The organism is Streptomyces mutomycini (genome assembly GCF_001700505.1).
Lineage (GTDB): Bacteria > Actinomycetota > Actinomycetes > Streptomycetales > Streptomycetaceae > Streptomyces > Streptomyces mutomycini.
Genome location: NZ_MAPV01000195.1, coordinates 1 through 21443 on the forward strand (window position 1 = coordinate 1; position 21443 = coordinate 21443).

The 21443-nt window shown below is 68.6% G+C and carries 22 protein-coding genes; 10 read left to right on the forward strand and 12 right to left on the reverse strand.

All coding sequences use genetic code 11. The annotated features are described in order from the left end of the window. Positions 1 to 266: 266 nt before the first annotated feature. From BFF76_RS25130 to BFF76_RS25145, 4 genes are read right to left on the reverse strand one after another with little or no spacing between them, the layout of a single operon-like run. The gene (locus BFF76_RS25130; RefSeq protein WP_065849114.1) at positions 267 to 1328 is read right to left on the reverse strand and encodes a pyridoxal phosphate-dependent aminotransferase; all 1062 of its coding nucleotides are present in this window, start codon (positions 1326 to 1328) and stop codon (positions 267 to 269) included. A 13-nt stretch (positions 1329 to 1341) separates the two neighbouring features. Then, positions 1342 to 2268, reverse strand: coding sequence for a 2-hydroxyacid dehydrogenase (locus BFF76_RS25135; protein WP_065849115.1), 927 nt, complete (start codon positions 2266 to 2268; stop codon positions 1342 to 1344). Next, entirely contained in the window at positions 2265 to 6260 is a 3996-nt protein-coding gene (locus BFF76_RS25140) for a TIR domain-containing protein (RefSeq protein ID WP_244167342.1), read from the reverse strand. The genes BFF76_RS25135 and BFF76_RS25140 overlap by 4 nt, the downstream gene beginning before the upstream one ends. Beyond that, positions 6208 to 6984 carry a 2OG-Fe dioxygenase family protein gene (locus BFF76_RS25145; protein ID WP_065849117.1) on the reverse strand — a complete coding sequence of 259 codons (777 nt, stop codon included), beginning with the start codon at positions 6982 to 6984 and terminating at the stop codon, positions 6208 to 6210. The genes BFF76_RS25140 and BFF76_RS25145 overlap by 53 nt, the downstream gene beginning before the upstream one ends. A 192-nt stretch (positions 6985 to 7176) precedes the next feature. Here BFF76_RS25145 and BFF76_RS25150 point away from each other — a divergent pair, with 192 nt between their 5' ends. Further along, a complete protein-coding gene (locus BFF76_RS25150) occupies positions 7177 to 7626 on the forward strand; it encodes a hypothetical protein (protein ID WP_053930668.1) in 450 nt (149 codons plus the stop codon). Here the strand turns inward: BFF76_RS25150 and BFF76_RS25155 are convergent. Further along, positions 7607 to 8026 (reverse strand): HIT family protein, encoded by a 420-nt coding sequence (locus BFF76_RS25155; protein ID WP_208604881.1) that lies wholly within the window; start codon positions 8024 to 8026, stop codon positions 7607 to 7609. The two genes, BFF76_RS25150 and BFF76_RS25155, sit on opposite strands and share 20 nt — an antisense overlap. Before the next feature lie 521 nt (positions 8027 to 8547). On the opposite strand from BFF76_RS25155, the gene BFF76_RS25160 reads away from it, so the two are divergent. Both BFF76_RS25160 and BFF76_RS25165 read left to right on the forward strand, forming a co-directional pair. Further along, the gene (locus tag BFF76_RS25160) at positions 8548 to 8796 is read left to right on the forward strand and encodes a hypothetical protein (protein WP_031093484.1); all 249 of its coding nucleotides are present in this window, start codon (positions 8548 to 8550) and stop codon (positions 8794 to 8796) included. After that, complete coding sequence (locus BFF76_RS25165; RefSeq protein WP_031093485.1) at positions 8793 to 9035, forward strand: hypothetical protein; 243 nt, start codon at positions 8793 to 8795, stop codon at positions 9033 to 9035. The genes BFF76_RS25160 and BFF76_RS25165 overlap by 4 nt, the downstream gene beginning before the upstream one ends. 21 nt (positions 9036 to 9056) lie before the next feature. Here BFF76_RS25165 and BFF76_RS25170 read toward each other — a convergent pair whose 3' ends face one another. Beyond that, positions 9057 to 9836, reverse strand: coding sequence for a hypothetical protein (locus tag BFF76_RS25170; protein WP_065849119.1), 780 nt, complete (start codon positions 9834 to 9836; stop codon positions 9057 to 9059). A gap of 221 nt (positions 9837 to 10057) precedes the next feature. Between BFF76_RS25170 and BFF76_RS25175 the strand changes: the two genes are divergently transcribed. Continuing rightward, positions 10058 to 11026: a phosphotransferase family protein gene (locus BFF76_RS25175; RefSeq protein WP_065849123.1), complete on the forward strand. Its 969-nt coding sequence runs from the start codon at positions 10058 to 10060 to the stop codon at positions 11024 to 11026. 57 nt (positions 11027 to 11083) lie between these two features. On the opposite strand, the gene BFF76_RS25180 is transcribed toward BFF76_RS25175, so the two are convergent. Together BFF76_RS25180 and mshA are read right to left on the reverse strand one after the other, a co-directional pair. Continuing rightward, on the reverse strand, positions 11084 to 11590 hold the full coding sequence (locus tag BFF76_RS25180) for a type III secretion system chaperone family protein (protein WP_031093488.1): 507 nt from the start codon (positions 11588 to 11590) through the stop codon (positions 11084 to 11086). Between the two features lie 72 nt (positions 11591 to 11662). Next, positions 11663 to 13012, reverse strand: a complete 1350-nt coding sequence (mshA, locus tag BFF76_RS25185) for a D-inositol-3-phosphate glycosyltransferase (RefSeq protein WP_053930672.1) — start codon at positions 13010 to 13012, stop codon at positions 11663 to 11665. Between the two features lie 191 nt (positions 13013 to 13203). On the opposite strand from mshA, the gene BFF76_RS25190 reads away from it, so the two are divergent. The 3 genes from BFF76_RS25190 to BFF76_RS25200 all read left to right on the forward strand — a co-directional run bounded on the left by BFF76_RS25190 (position 13204) and on the right by BFF76_RS25200 (position 17076). Further along, positions 13204 to 13989, forward strand: coding sequence for a class I SAM-dependent methyltransferase (locus BFF76_RS25190; protein ID WP_053930724.1), 786 nt, complete (start codon positions 13204 to 13206; stop codon positions 13987 to 13989). Between the two features lie 223 nt (positions 13990 to 14212). Beyond that, positions 14213 to 15280, forward strand: a complete 1068-nt coding sequence (locus BFF76_RS25195) for a C40 family peptidase (RefSeq protein ID WP_065849120.1) — start codon at positions 14213 to 14215, stop codon at positions 15278 to 15280. Between the two features lie 455 nt (positions 15281 to 15735). Further along, the gene (locus BFF76_RS25200) at positions 15736 to 17076 is read left to right on the forward strand and encodes a PP2C family protein-serine/threonine phosphatase (RefSeq protein ID WP_065849121.1); all 1341 of its coding nucleotides are present in this window, start codon (positions 15736 to 15738) and stop codon (positions 17074 to 17076) included. On the opposite strand, the gene BFF76_RS25205 is transcribed toward BFF76_RS25200, so the two are convergent. From BFF76_RS25205 to BFF76_RS25215, 3 genes are all read right to left on the reverse strand, one after another. Continuing rightward, the gene (locus tag BFF76_RS25205; RefSeq protein WP_031093499.1) at positions 17058 to 17396 is read right to left on the reverse strand and encodes a DUF2516 family protein; all 339 of its coding nucleotides are present in this window, start codon (positions 17394 to 17396) and stop codon (positions 17058 to 17060) included. The two genes, BFF76_RS25200 and BFF76_RS25205, sit on opposite strands and share 19 nt — an antisense overlap. Before the next feature lie 137 nt (positions 17397 to 17533). Continuing rightward, positions 17534 to 18199, reverse strand: coding sequence for a pseudouridine synthase (locus BFF76_RS25210; RefSeq protein ID WP_031093502.1), 666 nt, complete (start codon positions 18197 to 18199; stop codon positions 17534 to 17536). A gap of 27 nt (positions 18200 to 18226) precedes the next feature. Further along, on the reverse strand, positions 18227 to 18745 hold the full coding sequence (locus BFF76_RS25215) for a helix-turn-helix domain-containing protein (protein WP_031093504.1): 519 nt from the start codon (positions 18743 to 18745) through the stop codon (positions 18227 to 18229). Between the two features lie 214 nt (positions 18746 to 18959). Here BFF76_RS25215 and BFF76_RS25220 point away from each other — a divergent pair, with 214 nt between their 5' ends. The 3 genes from BFF76_RS25220 to BFF76_RS34075 all read left to right on the forward strand — a co-directional run bounded on the left by BFF76_RS25220 (position 18960) and on the right by BFF76_RS34075 (position 21092). Further along, positions 18960 to 19646, forward strand: a complete 687-nt coding sequence (locus BFF76_RS25220; RefSeq protein WP_065849122.1) for an SMI1/KNR4 family protein — start codon at positions 18960 to 18962, stop codon at positions 19644 to 19646. A 318-nt stretch (positions 19647 to 19964) separates the two neighbouring features. Continuing rightward, positions 19965 to 20558 (forward strand): DinB family protein, encoded by a 594-nt coding sequence (locus BFF76_RS25225; RefSeq protein WP_031093886.1) that lies wholly within the window; start codon positions 19965 to 19967, stop codon positions 20556 to 20558. 144 nt (positions 20559 to 20702) lie between these two features. After that, complete coding sequence (locus tag BFF76_RS34075) at positions 20703 to 21092, forward strand: deoxyxylulose-5-phosphate synthase (protein WP_079122483.1); 390 nt, start codon at positions 20703 to 20705, stop codon at positions 21090 to 21092. Here BFF76_RS34075 and BFF76_RS25230 read toward each other — a convergent pair. Continuing rightward, the coding region (locus BFF76_RS25230) for a TetR/AcrR family transcriptional regulator C-terminal domain-containing protein (RefSeq protein ID WP_208604882.1) at positions 21067 to 21443 on the reverse strand (377 nt) is incomplete at its 5' end. The genes BFF76_RS34075 and BFF76_RS25230 overlap by 26 nt on opposite strands.

The window sequence follows — 21443 nt, forward strand, 5'->3', positions numbered from 1 at the left end:
GGGGAGGGCGGGTGGGGCTGACCAGGGGCGAAAACGGGCCCCCAGGCCCAGGGCAAGAAGAAGTATGCAGGGCCGAAGAAGCCCCCACCTGCGGGTTTCCGCCAGGTGGGGGGCTCTTTGCTGCGCTGGGCCGTGAGGTGATCGGGGGGCATCGGCCAAGGTGGTCACGCGCCCGAGGTTGGACCCCGTTCATCGTCTCCAGTGACTTCGCACAGACACACACCATCTGGTGGTAACAGAACCGCTGAAGAGGCCCAACTGTGCTCTCAGGGTTGCGGCCAACCCGGATAGAGCAGATTTACCCGCACATGCTTGTCGAAGCCGTCGAGACCGAAGAAGCGCTGATCCATGACGATGGCCTCCTTCATCGACGCGTCGTCCAGCACGGCGAAGGCGTAGTAGCCCGCCTGCGGCGGCGCTGCTTCCTCACGTATGACGCCGCTGTCGAGCAGCCGGTCCCGTTGCCCCTGAATGTGCCGCACCAACGCGTCGTTCGAATCGTCCGAGTCGAGTACCTCCATGATCCGGCGCGCGAAGTGTTCGTTGGCTGCACCAGTCGCCCCGGTGATGTTCGCGCACGCGTAGCGGACCGTTTCCCGGAGTTCCGGCGGCAGCAGCAGGTAGGCGAACCGTGTCCCGTGAACGGCCAGACTCTTGGTCGGACACACGAGGCGGAACGTGAGATCCGGATCAAGACGGGATGTCGACTCACCACGTGAGGAACGATCCCAACGCGTGTACTGGAACGTCCCGTCCACCAGCACCACGGAGCCCGTACGGCGCTGCCACTGCGCGATCCTCTCGATCTGCCGCTCGTGCACCGTGGTGCCGAAGACCCAGATCGGGTCGCAGAGCACGAGAGCAGACCTACGTTCCGGCAGGTCGAGCTCCGCGGTCTCACTGTGCAAGAGGTCGGCACTGACTTGGCGCATGGGGATACCGAGCGAATCGCAGAAGTAATAGCAGGAGTAGTAGACGGGCGGCACGTAGCAGACCTCTTCCACCCCCATCTCCTTCAGCGCGAGGAAAGAGCCCAGCAGAAGCGGGCTGGACCCGCTGGACACATACACGGCGTCCCGCTCGTAGGTCACACCGTCCGCCCTGGCGTGAAAGGCCGAGATGGCATCGGTCAAGGAGGTCGAATCGGAGAGGAAGTTGTAATTCTGGAGCGCTCCGGGGTCCTGGGCCACCACATGCGAGCCGCTGAGATACTGGCCCGCGTACGGGTGCGTGGTCTGCCAGCCGGACAGGAAACGCCCGGATTTGGTTCGCGAGGTTCTGTCCAGCTCACGGTGCAGGCGCAGTAGCTCCGCAGGCGAAACGCTCATTCCAACCCCCCAGTCAGACGATCCGGTGGGCCGGTCGGCCCGCCAGCGCACTTTCGATCGTGCCGATCCATGTATCCGCTCGTCGGTGCACACTCTCGGCTGTGTACCAGCCGTGGGCAGGTGTCAGTACGGTGTTGGGAAGCTCGGCGTAGGGAGCCGGCGATCCGATGACATCAAGGCCCGCTCCGGCGATGGTGCCGTCACGCAAAGCGTCCGCCAGCGCCTGTGGATCGATGAGTTCGTCCGAGGAGATGTTGACGACGTACGCCGTAGGCTTCATCAGAGCAAATGTCCGCCGGTTCAGCAGATGGTGGCTTTCCGGCGTCAGTGGCAGACACAGGAACACCACGTCGGCGGCTTCAAGCAGTTCCTCCTGCCCGACCTGTGTGGCGCCCTGGATCATCCTGGTACTCCGGTTGGCGAACTGGACGCGCATCCCGAGCCCCTGGGCGATCGCGCAGATGCGTGTGTCGATGTCGCCCGCGCCGATGACACCGGCGGTCTTCCCCTCGACTTCGAGGGAAAGATACTCAGAGGTGGCGGCTCCGGTGCGCACCGCTTGATCGAGGGCGGTGAGGTGGCGGTTGGCGGCCAGATAGAGCGTGACGGCATGCTCAGCCACCGAGGAACCCGTGTAGCCCGGTGTGTTGCACACCATGATGCCGTTCGCCTCGCAGTAGGCGATGTCGACGTAGTCGTAGGCGGTGCCCGTGGTGACGATAAGACGCAGGTTCGGGAGCTTCTCGAGCGTGGGTCCGTCGAGGTCCCGATTGGCGGTGACGAGCACGCCGAACTCCTCCCCTGCGGCGTCTCCGTCCGGTCGCCATACCGGGCGCACCAGGGAATCCAGGCGCGATCGCAGGCTGCTGGGAACTTCCTCCGGGTCGATCAGGAGCAGGGCGCTGGGTGCTCCCTGAAGGTGCGAGAAGTCGAGGGTCAAGGCTCGGTCCGTTCCGTGGATGTCCCGTGTTCACGGGGTGATTGCACGATGTCTTCCAGCGCGATACGTAGCCATACCGCGACGTCGGTGAAGGCCGCGTCCGGGTTCGGCCACGCGGTGACCGGCCGGCAGTCGCGCGGCAGCGCCTGAAGTGCGCCGAAAGGGAACCCGTGCCAGTCACAGGCCCTCAGCAATACGGGAACCACGCGAGCGGTTCCTTCGTGGTGGCGTTCCATGGCCCGGCGCATCTCGATGTCCCGACAGAAGTCGGAAGCCAGGAAGTCGGAGCTGACGAGCAGGAGGATGATGTCCGCCGACTCCAGATTGTCGTCGATCGCCCCGCTCCACTCCTCTCCCACCCGAATCTGCCGGTCCGACCAGGAGTCGAGCAGTCCGCGCCATCGCAACAAGCTGAGGTGCTTCTCCAGTTGCGAGCGCAGTTCGTCGTCGCGGTGCGAGTAGGAGATGAACATTCTCGCGCGGCGAGTGGAGGACGGCAGCGGCGAAGGCTGCGGCTCGGGAGTCGGAGGCGGAACGGTGGCCCGCTGCGCCACCACCGAAGAGGTTGGCAAGTGGGACTCGACTGCTCCCAGGGCCGTCAGCGAACTCAGTTCGGCGGGGGTGATGCCTCGGCAGCGACTGATGTCGAATCCCTCGAACTGCCGTGCCACCCGAATGACCTCGGATTCGCCGAGATCCGGGTACACATAACTGCGAATGGCTTCATCGCTGCCGACGGCCCCGATGTGTGTTCCACCGGCGTGCCATGCGATCGATCGAATGGTGCCGCTGGGGGTGGGCGAGACGTCCCGTAGGCGCAGTCCCTCCGATGTCCAGCTACGCAGGTAGCCGTCCTGGCCGGCACTCACGAAGGTGGTGCCGCCCGGCTGGGCCAGAATTGAGAGGATCGCGCCGCTGTGGCCCCTCGTCTGCCCTCGCAGCGTTCGGGACTCCAGGTCCCAGACCCGCAGGATTCCATCACTGCCACCAGTGACGCACATGCGGTCGTCGAGGACGCAGACGCTGGTGACATGGCATTCGACGATGCCGAGCAGTTCCGACTCGCCGGCTGCGATCTCCCAGAGTCTGGTCTGCCCGTCCTCACCCACCGAAACCATGCGGCGTCCGTCACTCGTGTACTGGACGGCACGCACACGAGCCTCGTGACCGACCAGGGTCTGCACGCCACCGCGCCCCTGGACGTCCCAGATCCTGATGATCGCGTCGGCTCCCGCGGCTGCGACGCTGTGGCCATTCGGTTCGAACACGACAGTCCACAACCAGTTGCGTGATCCTGTCAGCACGGCGGAGAGTTGGTTGGTCGTCAGGTCCCACAGGCGAACGTCCCAGTCCTCTCCCGCAGTTGCCAGTAACTCACCCTCGGGGTGGAAAGCCAGGGCGCGGACCCCCGCGGTGTGGCCGCGAAGCTCTCCCAGACACTCGCCCGTGTCCGGATTCCAGACACGGACGATCTGGTCGTGGCCTCCTGAGGCGATCAGGCGACCGTCCGGTGAGGAGGCCACACCGAGCAGGGTCCCAGAACTGCCAGACAGAATTTCCAGGCACTCGGCGTTGGCGACGTCCCAGAAACGAATGGTCGAGTTCCGTCCGACGGTGGCAAAGTAGTGTCCGTCGCTGTCGGCGGCGACGGGCCAGACCGGCCCGTTGAGGCTGCTGATCACACGTTCGCAGCGGGCCGCAGAAGGGTCCGCAATACTCCATACGCGAATGGTCTCGTCGTGGCTGCCAGTAATGAGTACGTCGCCCGATGGTGTCCTGGTCACGGCCAACGCCCATACCGATGATGTATGCCCCGGCAACTCGGCGACAAGACTGCGGCTCTCCATACTCCACACCCGGATGACTCCGTCATCGCAGCCGACGAAGACGTGCCTGCCGTCAGTCGAGAATTTCACACATCGGCCGGCCACCCGCTCGCCGCCCGCCAGCATGACTTCCTCACCGGTGCTTGTGTCCCAGACGCGCAGGCATGCTTCGTCACAGGCCGCCGCGAGCAGAGGGGCGGTCGGTGCGCTGTGCAGGCTCCAGATCTCCGCGTCCATCCGGCACAGGACCTGCGGTTCCGTCTCTCTCGGGACCACGGACCAGGCGAGAATGCGCCGGTCTTCCCCCGCACTGAACAGGGTGCGTCCGTCGGCGGAGAAGACGACACTGCGAGTCTGCCGGTCATGACCGGCGAAGTCGGTCGGCAGATTCGTCGCCAGATCCCAGACCCGCAGCCGGCCACGCTCGTCGGCACACGCGAGTCGGCTGCCGTCCGGTGAGTAGGCGACTGCCCTGATCCAGTCCGCCTGCCAGGGCAGCGTACGCAGCCTTGTGCCGTCCGGCACGTTGACCAGGATCACGGAACCACCGCTCTGACCGATGGCCGCGACAGTCCCCTCGGGGGAGAATTCGAGCGCGAAGACGTAGTGGTAGATCCCGGGAAACCGGCAGCCTGCGAACTCCGTCTGACGTGCGTCGGCATGGGAGAGGCGCAGCTCGGACAGGTCCAGTCGACGCAGCACGAGCCGTGACAGGTCGAGTCCGGACAGGTCGCTGGTCCACGCGTGGTGGACGGACAAGGCATTCGCGGCCAGGAAGGTGCCGTACGCGTCGCTGCCGATCCGGGAGGCATCCAGCAGAGCCAGGAGACGCGGCGCGACCTGGGTGGCCGAGCCGAGCCGGTCCTGCAGCATGTTCATCATCGGCCCTGAAAGGAACCGGCGCTGGGCCTCACGTACGTGTTCCGGGGCTCCGGCGTCCACGAGGGCGAACCGGCAGAGGACATCGGGCCGGCCGGTGAGGACTTCCTGGAAGCAGTCCAGGTTCAACCGGGCGGTGACAAACTCCTGGATCATGTACTGCAGGTAGAAGCAGCCCTCGCTCTCCTGGATCAGCGACCTGCGCCGCAGCCGTTGCAACGAGGTTCCTGCCGTACCCGATCCGGCGCGTGAATCGGCGGAGATCTCACGGACCGTGAGCGGTCTGCGAGCCGCCGCGAGGCGGAACAACACCATGCGCTCTTCGCTCGTCAGCCGCTCGAAATGCTGATGAAAGAGCCCCTCCAACTCCCCGAAGACGAACTCGCCCGACTCGATGAACCGCGCGATGCTCCCGTCGTGTATGTCCAGGATGAGATCGGAGGCGAGCTGGATCGCCAGCGGGTTTCCGTCGTACTTGCTGACCAGATCTCCGCGGAGTCGCACATCTCCGCGCAGTCCTCGGCGGGCCAGCAGCGTCCGGGCGGGAACCTTCGGCAGACCCTGGAGGTGGAGGGTGCGCACCGTGGTGCTTCTCTCCCGCAGAAAGGAGGGATTCTCACGAGAGGTGATCAGCACGGTCGACCGGTGCGGATCCGAGGCCAGACAGCTCAGCAGGGTGCCGTAGTCCTCATAGGCCGGACGGAATTCGTTGGAGAACCGCTCGGAGTCGAGCAGCACCTCAAGATTGTCCAGAACGACGAAGCATGCTTCGTTGGTCAGACACGTGATGAGCTGCTCGGTGGGCGTCCTGTTCGACCGGGTGTCCCTGTCGGGGAACAGCGAGAGAAGCCCGTTCAGCAGTTCATCGACAGACGGCGCGTTCGTCAGCGATACCCAGATGGTCCGTCTCGGTGCCTTGGCCTCGGCGTGTGCAAGTCGGAAAGCCAACGCGCTCTTGCCCACACCCCCGAGCCCGTGCACCGTACAGACTCTGCAGCCCGACTCTACGTAGGTGAGGAGCCTGCTGACTTCCCGCGTCCGGTCGACGAAATCGTCCAACGGTGCGTGATACGTACTGAACAGGTAATCGATCGACATGGCTCTCACATCCGGATCGCCCCCGTGAGGGACGCGGAATCCCTGGCACCCCACCGCATGGCGCAGTCGGTGGTGGGCGCGATTGTAGTGGTCGGGGCGGGACCCGCAGAGCCTCTCTTTCGGCCCTGTTGAGACCTCAAACGGTCTTGACCATGGGGGTGATGTCGACCAGCACAACTGCACGTTCACCCGGACATGACTCGTCACCCCGACGGATGGGGTTGACGTGGTGGCTGACCCGCTCGTCATGGATGCCGTAGGACTCCAGTGCCTCCTCCAGGTCGAAGGACGCCTTCAACAGCTCGGGGGACACCTCACCCGGGTCGCTACCCGAGCAGGCCACGTCTGCGACGTAGTTCGTTCCGCCGATGGCGTTCCGTTTGTAGATGAGGTGGGCGAAGTGGAAGGGCTCGCCGTCCTGATGAAGGAAGTTCGGTGAGGACACGGCCGTCCCTTCACCGTCCTCGACGGAGAGCTTGATGAAGTGCACACCCACGTGCATGGGCAGATTCCGCTCCTGATCGCTCCACCAGGTCTGGGCGAAATCGAACAGGACGATCCGCTCCAGCAGGGGATTGGACTCGGCTCGCGCGGAGATAGCTGGAAAGAACCGGTCCATCCCCCTGTGCTCCGGGTTGTAGCCACCCTGGAAGTAGTGGGTGACGTCGCCCAGCCGGGGGTCGCTGACCTTGGGCACCCAGTGCAGCTTCCTCTCCCAGGGAAGAAGCACCGCGCAGGAGTGCCGACGGTAGCGGTGCAGCAGAGGATCTCCGTAGGGGTCCGGCGGGAGGTCGGAGAACTCCCCCTGCAACTCTCCGAGCCAGGTGTCGATGAGGTCCGGCTCGAATTCCCTCGACAGTGAGAACCGTGCGAATCCGTTGGCCGCCAGCGTCGGCTCCTGATGCCCCTGCACGCTCGTGCCCCCCTCGTAAGCTCCTGTTACCGTGACGGACCACGCCCCTGCGGTTGGCATGCCCAGGTCGCAACGTAGTTAACCCCTGCCGTCGACAGCCCAGTTGGCATACTGTCGAGACGAATCGTGATCTCCGCGTGCGCTTGCCAACCAGGAGGCGAGCGCACGCGCTTGCGACCAGACGGAGGTGTAATGACTTCGCCGGCCTCAGCGCCTACCGCCACCATCACGCCTGAAGCGATCAAGCATCTTGAATTCCTCCAGGCAGTAATATCCCGGCTGAGTAACGGATCCTTCCTGATCAAAGGTTGGACGCTGACGGTTGCCGGAATCTTCTTCGGCGTACTGGCGGGCCGTCCGGGCTGGCCATTGGCGGCGGCCGGGCTGATACCGATCGTAGGGTTCGGGCTGCTCGACAGCTATTTCCTGCGCCAGGAAAGACTGTTCAGGAAGCTCTACGACGACGTTCGCAGACCGGGAACCGGCGTCGAACTCTTCTCGATGAACGTGCAGCCGTACCACTCGGCAGTACCGTGGCTCACGGTCGTCCGTTCCTACACGGTGGTCAACTTTTACGGAATGATCGCGCTGATCGATGTGGTGTTCATCGGGTGGGGAGTGGTCAGGGCTCTGATCTCCTGAGCTCCCGGCGCAGCCGGTCAGCGACTTCCTCGCCGACCGTTGGCCCGCTGGACGGCCAGATGCTCCCGAAACGGTCATCGTGCCAGCGCGGAACCAGGTGAACGTGTACGTGAAGAATGGTCTGCGACGCTGCTGCCCCGGCAGAACTGATGACGTTCATGCCGTCCGGCCGCAGTGCCGCGCGCAGCCCGGTCCCCACAGTCGAAACCGCTTGCATCAGGCTGGCCAGGGGCGGCCCCGGCAGGTCGAAGAGATCGGTGTAATGGGATTTCGGGATGACCAGCGTGTGGCCTATGGCTGCCGGACGGAGAGGGAAGAAGGCCACATTTTCGGCATCCTCGTATACCGATTCCGCCGGCGCTTCTCTTGCTCCGATGCGGCAGAATTCGCATTCTGACAAAACTACCTCGCAACATGGGATGACCAGCCCCGTTCGCCAAAGCCTGCGAAAACGTGGACGTGTTGCGCAGCCACACTAGTGACAGCGGCGCACCGTCGCCGGGAGACACGGTCCGACCTGCTGCGGCGGGTCTTCTCGGTCAGCAACCGTGACGAACGCTCTCAGCTGCGCGACCCGCTTCCATCAACAGATAGCAGCCCTCTGCGGGGGCGGGGCCTGTGCCGGCGTACGAACAACAGCGCTGGCACGGGGCCCGGTTGCCGGTCTGGGGTGGCGACCGCAGCAGCACTTCGCCTCTCCAACGACGCGACGCCCCATATCTGTTGGCTCGATTTGAGCTCCCCACCGCAACGACAGGCGCCCAGTTCGCCCCCTGCCTCGCCGGACTCCCCACGGAGCGGTCACCCGGCCCCGCCGGGCCACCGGCTAACGTGGTCCGTACGCCCGCCCGTTACCCAGATGCACACCCCGGCGGCGCGGGCAGGCAGGCTCGGAGGGCAAGGAGATCGGGGAGAGCGGTCATGGGCGAGTCTCTGAAGACGTTCGTCGGCGGCACCGAGGTGGAGGTGCCCAACAGCATTCCGGCGATCCGTGCCGCCCTGCCCGAGGAGAGACGCGAGGAGTTCGACCACGCGATCAACGAGGCCGGGGTGCACGAGATCCAGGCCGTGATGCGGCACTGGATGCTCGAGTCCGTACCCGACCCCGAGGCCGAGCAGATCCTGGACCGGCTGGCGCAGGACGAGGCCGAGAGGCGGAACGTCGCTTGAGCTTCCGTATCTCCTTCGCACCGCCAGCCGACGACAGCCTGGCCAAGATGCGCGACGGCGACTCGTTCCGGGACGAGATGGCGCGCACCCTGGCCCTGGATCCCTACGGACACGCCTCGACCGCCGTGAAGCGCGAACGCGACCGGCGCGAGGCGACGGTGTCCGGCGCCATCGTCTTGTACTACGTCTCCGGGTCCGTGCTGACGGTCACCGTGGTCAGGCTCGTACCGCTGCCGTGACCCGGAGAGGTGGTGGGCGTCTCAGCCGAGCTTCTTGACCTGGGCGTCGATCACCGCGGTCGGCTGCTCGAAGTCGGCGTCCGCACCCGTCTTGCCGAGGTTGAGGGTAAAGAACGTGGCGATTGTGCCGCCCTGACGCACGCTCATGAGCTTGAAGGGGGCCGCCTCGTCGCCCTCACCCATCTGCACCCGCCAGGCGAGGGCCTCCTCGCCGCCGGTCGCCTTCTCCTCGGTCAGCTTCGTGATCTTCTGCTTCGAGCCCTTCATGGACATGGTGAACCCAGCGCTCGCGCACTCGGCAGCGGAGGCGCGGAGCTCGGCGAAGTTCTTCGCCGCGCCGTCACCGTCGTACGAGGCGAGCGTGACCAGCGACGACGTCACATCGAGCATGCCCGCGAGCAGGTCCTCGGGGTCGGCGGACTCGTCCTTCTTGGGCTCCTGGACAGCCTTGCGCCCGGCGTTCCCGACCGGGTCTCCCCGCTTGACCCCGTAGAAGGCGAAGCCGATGGGCTCGCACTCCTTCTTGTCGACGGTGACGTCTCCGGGCTGCGCAATGTCCTCGGGGCCGGTCTTCGAGATCTTGTAGCCCGCGACGTCGCCCTGTTCCAGCGACACCTTCTCGAGCTCGGCCGAGGTCAGCGCCTTGACGGCGGCCGGCTTGGCGGAGGCATCATCCTTGCCCGCCGAGGCAGTGTCGTCGCCCTTGGCGTCCGAGGCGGAGCCGCTGCAGGCAGTGGCGAGCAGGGTCAGGGAAGCCACGGCGGTGGCGAGGGCGGTACGGCGTACGAGGGTGACGCGCATGGTTCGTTCAACTCTCCGTCCGAAGGAGCAACAGCCCTGCCCTGCCGAGCAATCAGGGCCGGCAAGGGAGGGCTCTCGCGATGCGACACACTTTACGATCGGACACCTGTCCGATGATCGCCCCGACGGTCACGGGATGTGATCGTGACTCCGTCGTGATCACTCTGTGAAGCACCTGTGTGGCGGTCTTCTCCGCAGCCGAGCCTTGGGGGGCCCCGTCCGTGTCCGTCGACGCGACAAGAGCCGTGCTGGAAGCCGTCGGGGCGCACGAGCCCGCGTCCCTCGAGTCGCTCGCCGGAGGCACGTACAACGCCGTCACCCGCGTGACGTTCGCGGACGGCACGGACTGGGTGGTCAAGATCCCTCCGGCGAACGGCACCGGACTGAGCTACGAACAGCGCCTGCTCGTCAACGAGGTCACCTTTTACGCAGTCGCCGCAGGGGACGCCACGATCCCGCAGGTCGTGCACAGCGAGCTCGACCCGGAGGCGCCGGGCGGGGCGTACGTGATCATGACCGCGTGCCCGGGGCAGCCATGGAGCGCGGTCGGCGACGAACTGACGGCCGGCGAGACGCGCGCGCTGCGTGCCGAGTTCGGGAGCATCGTCGGGCGGCTGCACGGCGTCACGCGTCCGGCCGGTTTCGGGTATCCCGGCGAGTCCCTGGGGCCGCTCTCCCCCACCTGGCGCGGGGCGTTCGCCGACATGACCGGCGCCGTGCTCGCTGACGCGGAGAGGTACGGGGTGAGGCTTCCGCGCCCCGTGGACCAGATACGTGAGGTGCTCGCCGGGGCATCGGACGTACTCGACGAGGTGACCCGGCCCGCCCTGGTCCACTTCGATCTGTGGCAGGGAAACGTCCTGGTCACCGAAGTGCCCGGCGCGCGGCGCATCGGCGGGATCATCGACGGCGAGCGGATGTTCTGGGGGGACCCGGTCGCCGACTTCGTCTCGACGTCCCTGTTCGACGACCCGGAGACGGACCGGGACTTCCTCGCCGGATACGCGTCCGCCACGGGCGTACCGGTCGTGTTCACCTCGTCCCTGCGGCGCCGGCTCAACCTGTACCGGGCCTACCTCTACCTGATCATGCTCACCGAGACCGTGCCCCGGGCCGCGGGGCCCGAGGCGTCGGCGGGGACCTGGAAGGCGGTGGCGCCGCGGCTCGTCGCGGCGCTGGAGGCGCTGTAGCCGACTGCCGGCAGGGGCCTCAGGACGAGCGCCGGCTCAGACCGGGCGGGCGTCGGCTCAGGACGGGCGCTGCGTCAGATGCGCGAAGGCGTCCAGGTTGCGGGTCGATTCGCCGCGCTCCACCCGCCAGGCGTACTCCTTGCGGATCGCGCTCGCGAAACCCAGTTCGAGCAGCGGGTTGAACGCGCCGTCCGCCGCCTCCAGGACCGCGCCCAGCAGCCGGTCGAGCTCCTCGGGCGTGACGACCGACAGCGGGAGCCTGCCGACGAGGTAGACGTCGCCGAGCTGGTCGATGGCGTAACTCACGCCGAAGAGACGCAGGTTGTGCTCCAGGAGCCAGCGGTGCACGGCCGCGTCGTTCTCGTCCGGGTGACGGATGACGAACGCGTTGAGGGAGAGGGAATGCTGCCCGACGCGCAGGGAGCAGGTCGTGGAAAGCTTGCGCGTACCGGGCAGTTTCACGACGTAGGTGCCGGGCTCGGGGTTCTCCCATTCGAGCTCCGCGTCGTTCAGGGTCGTCTCGATGACCTGCGCCGCTGCTGCCTCGTCCGATACGTCAGCCATGCTGCGAGCGTACGACAATGCGCCGGGGCGCTCACCCGGGGCGCTTCTGCCCGGCCGCTCGCCCCGGGGCGCTCAGCCGTGGTGCGAGCGGGCGCGGCGCCGGTGGTCGTGCATGGCCGCCGTGTACACATCGGCGGTGGCCGCCGCGGCCGTGTCCCAGCCGAACGACTGGGCGTGCGAGGCCGCGGCCTCGCCCATCCGGCCCGCCAGCTCGGCGCTGTCCGCGAACCGGCCGAGCGCCTGTGCGTACGCCTCCGGATCGTGGCCCGGGATCAGGAAGCCGCTGACGCCGTCCCGTACCGCCACGGGAAGTCCGCCCACCGCAGCCGCGACGACGGGCGTGCCGGCGGCCTGGGCCTCGATGGCGACGAGGCCGAAGGACTCGCTGTACGAGGGCATGACCAGCACGGACGCCGCCCGGAACCAGTCCGCGAGCTGGTCCTGACCGACCGGCGGCTGGAACCGTACGACGTCGGCGATGCCCAGGCGCGCAGCCAGCTTCTGCAGGCCCTCCGGTTTGGCGAGCCCACTGCCGCTGGGCCCTCCGACGACGGGTACGACGATGCGTGAGCGCAGCGAGGGGTCGCGGTCCAGGAGCACGGCGACGGCGCGCAGCAGCACGTCCGGGGCCTTGAGCGGCTGGATACGGCCGGCGAACAGCGGTATCAGGGCGTCCTGCGGCAGCCCCAGACGGGCGCGGGCCGCCGCGCGGCCGTCGCCGGGGCGGAACCGGTCCAGGTTGACCCCGGGGTGCACGACGGCGACCGACGCCGGGTCGGCGTCGTAGAAGCGGATGAGCTCGTCGGCTTCCCCGGCGGTGTTCGCGATGAGCCGGTCGGAGGCGTTCACGATCTGGGTCTCGCCGATGACACGCGCGGCGGGCTCGGGGGCGTCACCCTCGGCGAGCGCGGCGTTCTTGACCTTCGCCATGGTGTGCATGGCGTGGACGAGGGGCACGCCCCATCGCTGGGCGGCGAGCCAGCCGACCTGCCCGGAGAGCCAGTAGTGCGAGTGGACCAGGTCGTAGTAGCCGGGGCGCTGCCCCGCCCAGGCCTGCATCACGCCGTGGGTGAAGGCACAGAGCTGCGCGGGCAGCTCCTCCTTGGCGAGGCCTTCGTACGGGCCCGCGTCGACGTGCCGGACGAGGACTCCGGGTGCCATCTCGACCGTCGGGGCAAGCCCGCCGGTGGTGGCCCGGGTGAAGATCTCGACCTCGACGCCGATCGCGGCCAGGCGCGCGGCCAGCTCGACGATGTAGACGTTCATGCCGCCCGCGTCGCCGGTGCCGGGCTGGTGCAGCGGAGAGGTGTGCACGGAGAGCATCGCGACACGGCGTGGCTTGCGGTGCCCGGCGAAACCGCCCGGGAAGCGGATGCGGGGCGCCGCAAGACTGCTGCCGAGCCGGGAGACGTACTGGCTCACAGTTCCGCTCCTCCTCACACAGGGCATGGCACGTACAGGGCACACGGCCCCTTGACAGGCGAGAACAGTGGAGCCCGGCCTTTCATTTCCACTTTGCCAAATCATTGCGTTCCCTCCGGCGCGTCGGAATGCGCCGGGCACGCCCCGGTGGCCCGCGTGTGCCCGCCGGCGCTTCGCATACGCTCGCTCTCATGCACCAGCGCCCCATCGGCACCGCGACCCGCGGGACGACCAACCCCAACCGGCTGCGCCGCATGGACCGCTGGATCGCCGCCACTCACGGCCCCGCCCTCCGCCGAAGCGACGCGCCCGTCGCGGTCGACCTCGGCTACGGCGCCGCGCCCTGGACCGCCGTCGAACTGCTGGAGCGGCTGCGCACCGCCGAGCCGCGCACGGCCGTCGTGGGCGTCGAGATCGACCCCGCCCGGGTCGCGGCGGCGCAGCCGTACGAGCGCGAGGGCCTCACCTTCGTGCACGGCGGCTTCGAGGTCCCCACGTCCGTCCGGCCAGTCCTCATCCGGGCCGCGAACGTCCTGCGCCAGTACGACGAGGGCGAGGTCGCAGAGGTCTGGCAGCGGCTGTGCGCCCGGCTGGCACCCGGGGGGCTGCTGGTCGAGGGGACCTGCGACGAGATCGGCCGCCGGCACGTATGGGTCGCCCTCGGCCCTGAGGGGCCGCGCACGGTCACCTTCGCGACCCGGCTCGGCTCCCTGGAGCGCCCCTCGGACCTCGCCGAGCGCCTCCCGAAGGCACTGATCCACCGCAATGTGCCGGGTGAACCGGTGCACGCCTTCCTGCGGGACCTCGACCGCGCCTGGGCGACGGCCTCCCCGTACGCTTCGCTGGGCGCACGGCAGCGCTGGATCGCCGCGGTCCGGGCGGTCTCCGCCGACTGGCCCCTGACGGACGGCGTACGGCGCTGGCGGCAGGGCGAGATCACGGTCCGCTGGTCCGCGCTGCGGCCCGTGGCGGGATGAGCGGCGCCAAGCGGTACACGCGGTATCGATCGGGGGAACGTGACCGGGGCCGGGAACACCGGCGGATCACCGTTCGTCCCCCTGTGTGACGGTGAGTGGGACGCGGACCTCTGTTGCTTTACGGGACGACATGGCACCATCACGTCGTCACACGAACGTTACTGACGGTAAGTCAGATGTACGCGATACGGCTTTCGTTGCCATTCGCCCGGAGGGGGAGCTTGTGAACCGACGCCACTGTGCCGCTGCCGCGACCACCCTGGTCTGCGCACTGGCCCTGCTGACCGCGCCGGTCCAGGCCATGGCCGCCCCGGTACCCGAGCCCGGTCCGACCGCCACGGCTCCCGCCGCCGGGAAGAAGAGCCTCGAAGAGGTGCGCGAGGAGATCGAAACCCTCTACCGCAAGGCCGGGGCGGCCACGGACGCGTACAACCTCGCCGAGGAGCAGGCCGAGAAGCAGTCCGGCGAGATCGCGCGGCTGACCAAGGCGATCGCCGACGGTCAGGCGGAGATCGCCGAGCTGAAGGACAGGGCGGGCGCCCAGGCCCGCGAGCAGTACCGCACCGGCGGGCTCCCTCCGGGCGCCCAGCTGATGCTGAGCGGCAGCCCGGACCTCTTCATGGACGGCGTCAACCAGGCCAGGCAGGGCCAGCAGGCCGCCAAGGGCATGCTGGCGGAACTGGAGCAGGCCCAGGAGGACTTGGAGACCTACACGAAGGACGCGAACCTCAACTGGGAGAAGATCGAGGCCAACCGCGTCAAGCAGGCCAAGGCCAAGAAGAGCATCGACGCCCAGATCGCGGCGGCGGAGAAGCTCGAATCGCAGCTGGCGAAGAAAGAGCGCGCCAGGCTCCTCCAGTTGGAGCAGGACGCCGCGTCCACGGCGCAGGCCGCCTGGCTCTCCTCCGGCGCGCTCAAGGACATCAACCGCGAGGCGAGCGCCGCCGGCAAGCGGGCAGTGGCCTTCGCGACCGCGCAGATAGGCAAGCCGTACGTGTGGGGAGCGGAGGGCCCCGGTTCGTACGACTGCTCGGGGCTGACGTCACAGGCCTGGGCGGCGGCGAAGCAGCCGATCCCCCGGACCTCGCAGGAGCAGTGGCGGCAGCTGCCCCGCGTCCCCCTCCAGGACATGCGTCCCGGCGACCTGATCATCTACCACAGCGACGCCAGCCATGTCGGGATGTACGTCGGCGACGGCTCGATCGTGCACGCCCCCCGGCCCGGTCGGCATGTCACGCTGGCGGGAGCGGGCTCGATGCGGATCCTCGGCGTGGTCCGGCCGGACAAGTAGGCGCCGTGAGCGCGGCGGTAGCCGCGTGACGGGCGGCACATCACGCCAGGTGCCGGGCGGCACATCACGCCCGGTGCCGGGGCGGCACATCACGCCCGGTGCCGGGGCGGCACATCACGTTCCGCGGAGGGCGGTACATGACGTCCGGTGGAGCAGGACGGCACGTGACGCGCACCGCACTCCTCGCCGGAGGCCGCCCCGGCGTTCGTGCGCGATCCGTTCGTGTGAACGATCCGTGTCGGGCGCGTGATGTTCGTCATGACCTCATGTCCGTTTCGTGGGCGCCGATCACGCCGGATCCGTGGTCAGACGCGGCTTATGGCCGCGCATCCGGCTGAGGATGATCGCCTGGCGCCATTCCGTTCCCCTGCTGCGGACCGCTATCGTCCCCGTCGGCGGTTCGTCGTTCGTCGTCCCGCCGCGCCCTCGGGGGGAGGGAAGGAAACCCGAAACCGATGCCCGTACCCGTACCGCAGCAACGTGCCGTTCCCGCTGCGGAGACCACCCATGGCGCCGACCTCACCCTCCTGGTGATCGAGGACGACCCTGCGGGCACCTTCGCCGTTCCCGACCTGTCGTCCACCACCGGAGCGCGGGTCCGCGTCCGCACCGCCCGCAACCTCACCGAGGCCGGACGGCTGCTCACCGACGACGTCGACTGCATCCTGCTCGACCTCGACCTGGCGGCGGCCTCCCTGCCCGCCGGTGCCCGGGCGGAAGGCGAGACCGGCCTCACCGACGACCTCGCCACCCTCAAGCACGTCCTGCGCATCGCGCCGCGCCACGCCGTCCTCGCCCTCACCGCGGAGGACGACGCCCAGCGGGCCGCCGAGGCCGTACGCGTCGGGGCCCAGGACTACCTCTTCCGCGGCGAACTCGACGGCCGCCTCCTCAGCCGCGCCATCCGCTACGCCGTGGAGCGCAAGCGTGCCGACACCGCCCAGCACCAGCTGACCGAGTCCCGGCTGCGCGCCCAGGAGAACGCCCGGCTGGAACGCGGGCTGCTGCCCACCCCGCTCCTCGACGGCTCCGACCTCGCCTTCGCCGCCCGCTACCGGCCGGGCCGTAGCCGCGCCCTGCTCGGCGGGGACTTCTACGACACGGTCCGCACGCCCGACGGCACGGTCCACGCGATGATCGGCGACGTCTGCGGACACGGCCCCGACGAGGCCGCACTCGGCGTGGAGCTGCGGATCGCCTGGCGGGCGCTCACGCTGGCCGGGCTCTGCGGCGACGCCCTGCTCTCCACGCTGCAGCAGGTCCTGGAGCACGAGCGGCAGAGCGAGGAGATCTTCGCGACGCTCTGCACCGTCGACATCGCCCCTGACGGCCGCCGCGCCGGCCTGTGCATCGCGGGCCACCCGGCGCCGCTGATCGCCCGGCAGGGAAGGGCGGCGCACCTGCTCCCGTACGAGGACGGCGGACCCGCCCTCGGTCTGCTGCCGCACGCCCGGTGGCCGCGCCGGCAGGTCGAGCTGGGCGGCTCCTGGAGCCTGATGATGTACACCGACGGTCTGATCGAGGGGCGCGTCGGAGGGGACGGTACCCGGCGGCTGGGGCAGGACGGCATGGTCGCGATGATCAACGGGCAGCTGGACCAGGGCCTCGGCGGCGAGGCCCTGCTGGAGGCCGCGGTCACGCAGGTGCAGGAGCTGAACGGCGGCGAGCTGACCGACGACGTGGCGGTCCTGCTGCTGGAACGCGACGAGGCCCGGATACGCCGGCGGGGCGGGAACGCGTCGCGCTCCCGCCCCGGTGCCGCCTCGCCCGCGGGCGCTCAGCGCCCGCCGTTGTAGGGGCCGTACGGTCCGTCGCTGCTGGAGCCGCCGCGACGGCCGCTGCCGCCGCCCGATACGGCCTTGATCGCCGGCCGCACGTCCACCATGAACACGATGGACGCGATCACGCCCGCGATCTGCAGGAACAGGATCGGAATGACGAGGTTCACGAAGACGGTGACCCCGAGGATGATCAGCCAGAAGGACTTCTTCTGCTTGTCCGCGGCCCGGTAGGCGTCCTCGCGCGCCGTCACGGCGAAGACCAGCGCGACCACGGCCAGGACGAGCATGGCCAGGTACAGCAGCTGGAGGAATGAGCCGAATGCTTCGAGCAACACGGTGAGCACCGCCTAGTCAGTGGATGAGCGCCTCGCGGCCAAGGTACCGGGACAACGACCCGGGCACCCCCAAAGGTGCCCGGCCCGCTCCCCCGGCAATCCCGGAACCGCTTCCGCGCCCCCGGAACCGCTTCCGCCTACTTCGCGGACGGCGGGGTCGTCTTCTTCGCCGCGGGCTTGCGCACGGGTGCCGGCTTCTTCGCCGTCGGGCCGGGCGCGGCCTTGGACTCGGCGGCCTTCGGCGCGGGCTTCTTCACGGCGGGAGTCGCCGGCTTGACGGAGCCCGCGGGCTTGGCGGGAGTCGCCGGCTTCGCCGCCGCCTCCGACTTCTGCTTCGGCACGGACTTCGGCTCCGCCTCGACGACGGCGGCGATCTCCACGATCTCGTCGGCCGTCTCGCCACGCCAGGTCCGTACGCTCTGCTCGCCGCGCTCGGCGACCTTCTCGTACGTCTCCCGGGCCCGGACCGCGTACTCGGCGGCGACTCCGACGCTCCGCAGCGCCAGGTCCTGGGCGGTCTCGCCCCACTTCTTCAGGTCGGTGTCCAGCGTCCCGAAGACCTCGGTCACCTTCGCCTGCACGGTGGCCTGAGCCTCCCTGGCCTGCGTGGTGACCCGCTCCTGCACGGCCTTCGGGTCGGTGTTGCGCACCGCCTCGATCCGCTCGGGCGCCTCGGCCCGCAGCTGCTCGATCAGGGCAGGCACCTTGCGCGCCTGCTCCACGGCGAGGTCGGCCGTGCCGGCGGCGAAGTAGAGGGGGGTGGGGTCGGTGAGGGTCTTACGCAGGTCATCGGTGATGGCCATGACTGTGGTCCTCCCGGATCATCGGAGTCAGTTCGCTGGTGGAGCTGGTGGGTCTGCATCACTGCCGCCGGCCGTGCGGGGGCCGCGGGCATCCGGAACGGCGCCATTCGCTTCCTCGGCGCCGCTTTTCGCGTCGGCATCGATTCCGCTTTCCGCCTCAGCGGCGCCGGAGAACTCGCTGCCGGTGTCGGGCGCGACCTCGAAACCGTTCTCCCGGCGGAAGGAGTCGTAGATCTGCAGAAGCACGTTCTTCTGCCGCTCGTTGATCGACGGATCGGCCAATATGACCGCCCGCGTCTCCAGCTCCTCCCGCTCCCGCTCATCGAGGATCCCGGCCCGCACGTAGAGCGTCTCGGCCGAGATCCTCAGGGCCTTGGCGACCTGCTGCAGCACCTCGGCGCTCGGCTTGCGCAGACCGCGTTCGATCTGGCTGAGATACGGATTGGACACCCCGGCGGCGTCGGCGAGCTGCCGCAGGGAGAGCTGCGCGTTACGCCGCTGCTCACGCAGGTACTCGCCGAGATTGCCGACGTTGAGTGATGCCATGCCTCGATGGTGCACCACTCTTGCTAACTATTGCAAGCGCATGCTTGCAATAGTGTTCCGTGCCACCCGCCCACCCGTTTGTGACTGCTGGCGAGAGTCGGCACTTCGCAGGCGTGGGCCGCGGGCGTGCATGCCGTTGGGGACTCGTGAGGGTCGGCGTCCCAGGTGGCACGCGGGCGACGCCGGTGTCAGCGGCGCCACGTACGGTCTGCGCATGAATGATCAGTGGGCAGGGGTACGGGACCGCGTCGCGGCGTTGGGCACTCAGCCGGCGTGCAATGGAGTCTTCGGGGCGCTCTGGCACCGGTGGGCCCTGGACGAGCCGCTCACCGAGGAGGAGCTTGCCGGACTCGAAGGCCAGATAGGTGTGAGGCTGCCCGAGGACTACCGGACCTTCCTCCTCCGCGTCGCCGCGGGCGGCGCGGGGCCGGCCTACGGCCTCTTTCCCGTGCGGCGCGCACAGAGCCGCTGGCGCTGGGAGGGCGACGGAGCCGACCTGGCAGACCTCTCCGCGCTCGCGGAGCCGTTCCCGGAGCAGGGGCCGGACCCCAGGAGTCTTGACGATCTCCAGGCCCAGCGCCCCGAGGAAGAGGACTTCGACGAGATCGAGGACTTCGACGACGCCATCGAAGCGTGGGACGAGCGGTGGGACGCCCTCATGTTCGCCCCGGGGCGCACCGTCGGCGCCGTCGTGATCTCTCATCTGGGCTGTGCCCGGCGGGAGTGGTTGATCATCAGTGGCGTTCATCGGGGCACGATCTGGTCGGATGACCGTGCGGACGACGTCGATCTGGCGCCCTGCCTCGACGCCAACGGGAAGCCGGTGACCTTCGCCCGCTGGTACACCGACTGGCTGGAGCAGGCCGAGCGTCTGACGCCGCCGCCCCCGTCGGATGCCTGAAACCTGTTCCTGCAAGCTCGACCTCGAGCTCAGCTCATGCGTCAAGTCGTACGTCGGCGGGACACAGCGGTCTCGGCCCGAAGCGGAAGGACGGAGATCCCGAGCGCGTAGGCACGGCACCCTCCACTGCGCAGGCACCCTCGACGTCATGCACGCGCGGTACGCCCAGGGCCGGGGCACGCCGCAGTCCGGGCGCGGCGCGTGACCGAATGCGTAGGTCAGCACAGGGGCGACCCCGTGGTGCCCGCCATGGAAGTCGGCTGCCCACCGGCAGGAAAAGGCAGCGGACAGAGGCAACTCCAGCGGCAGACTGGTCCCATGACTGACGCCAGCCTCAAGGCCGACCTCCACGTCTACCTGCAGTCGGCTCGTGACGCCCTGCTGTGGAAGCTCGACGGGCTATCGGAATATGACGCACGACGCCCGCTGACACCGACCGGCACGAACCTCCTGGGCCTCGTCAAGCACGTGGCCGGTGTGGAATTGGGCTACCTCGGCGACACCTTCGCCCGGCCGTCGGGTGAGCCGCTGCCGTGGCTCGACGAGGGGGGCGACCCCAATGCCGACATGTGGGCCACCGCCGACGAGCCACGCGAGCAGATCGTGGCGCTCTACCACCGGGCCTGGGCACACGCGGACGCCACGATCGAGGCCCTGCCGCTCGACACGGTCGGCACGGTGCCGTGGTGGCCGGACCACAGGGCAAAGGTGACGTTGCATCACGCGGTCGTACGCGTGATCACCGACACTCAGCGGCACGCCGGGCACGCCGACATCCTCCGCGAACTCATCGACGGCGCCGTGGGCATGCGCGAGGACAACGACAGCATGCCGCCGGGCGACGCGGCCTACTGGGAGAGCCACCGGAGCAGGCTGGAACACGCGGCCCGCGAAGCCGGCCGGGGTGCGTGAGCCGCACGCCCCGTACCGCTTCCAGGAGACGCCCGCCGCGGTCATGGGACGGCGCCGGGCCGGTGCCGCGTAAACAGTCGAACAGCCGGGCAGGTGCCGCGTAAACCGGTAGAACAGCCGGGCCGCGCGGCCTAACCTGGCCGCATGCCTGAGCCCAAGACCTCGTACGTCTGCCTGCCGTGCCGCGCCTCGTACAAGCAGCCTTACGACCCGGAGCGGGCGGACCGCGTCTGCCCCCGCTGCACCGGGGCGCTGATCCACGTCGGGTCCGCCTTCGCGGCCCCCCGCCGACGGGACACCGCGGCATGGCGTGCGCTCTCGGTGCTGTTGAACGCAGGCGTCCGTTTTCACAGGAGCTGGTGCTCCGGCGGCCCTGGCTACCGGCCTCGCACACTGAGCGAGGTGAAGGAGCGGATGGTGTACGCCGAGCGCTCGGGGGAGCCGTTCGCAAGGGCCTTGGTCCGGGCGGAGCTGCCTCCGCCCCGGCGCGGGCCGCGTCCTTCCGCGCTCACGATTCAGCGCCCTTCCCGATGAACACCTCGACCCCGTCCAGCACCCGTTCGAGACCGAACACGAAGTCGTAGTCGGGCTCGTCCGGCTCGCTCATGACCTCGCTGTCCAGCAGCCGGGACAGCGCAGGATGGCGAACGGGATCGATGAGCCGTCGCACGGTCCTCTCCCACCGCGCCATCACCTCCTGCGCGGAGACCCCCTTCGCCTCGACGGCGGCCGTGAGGTCGCTCATCAGCAGGGCCTCGTTACGTACGAACCCCGACACGAGGAGGATCACGGAGATCCTGTCGCCCTCGCGCAGTCCGCATTCGGTGGCCTGGTGGGAACAGGGCCTGCAGACACTGGAGGGCAGCGGACTGCGCGAGGGCGACA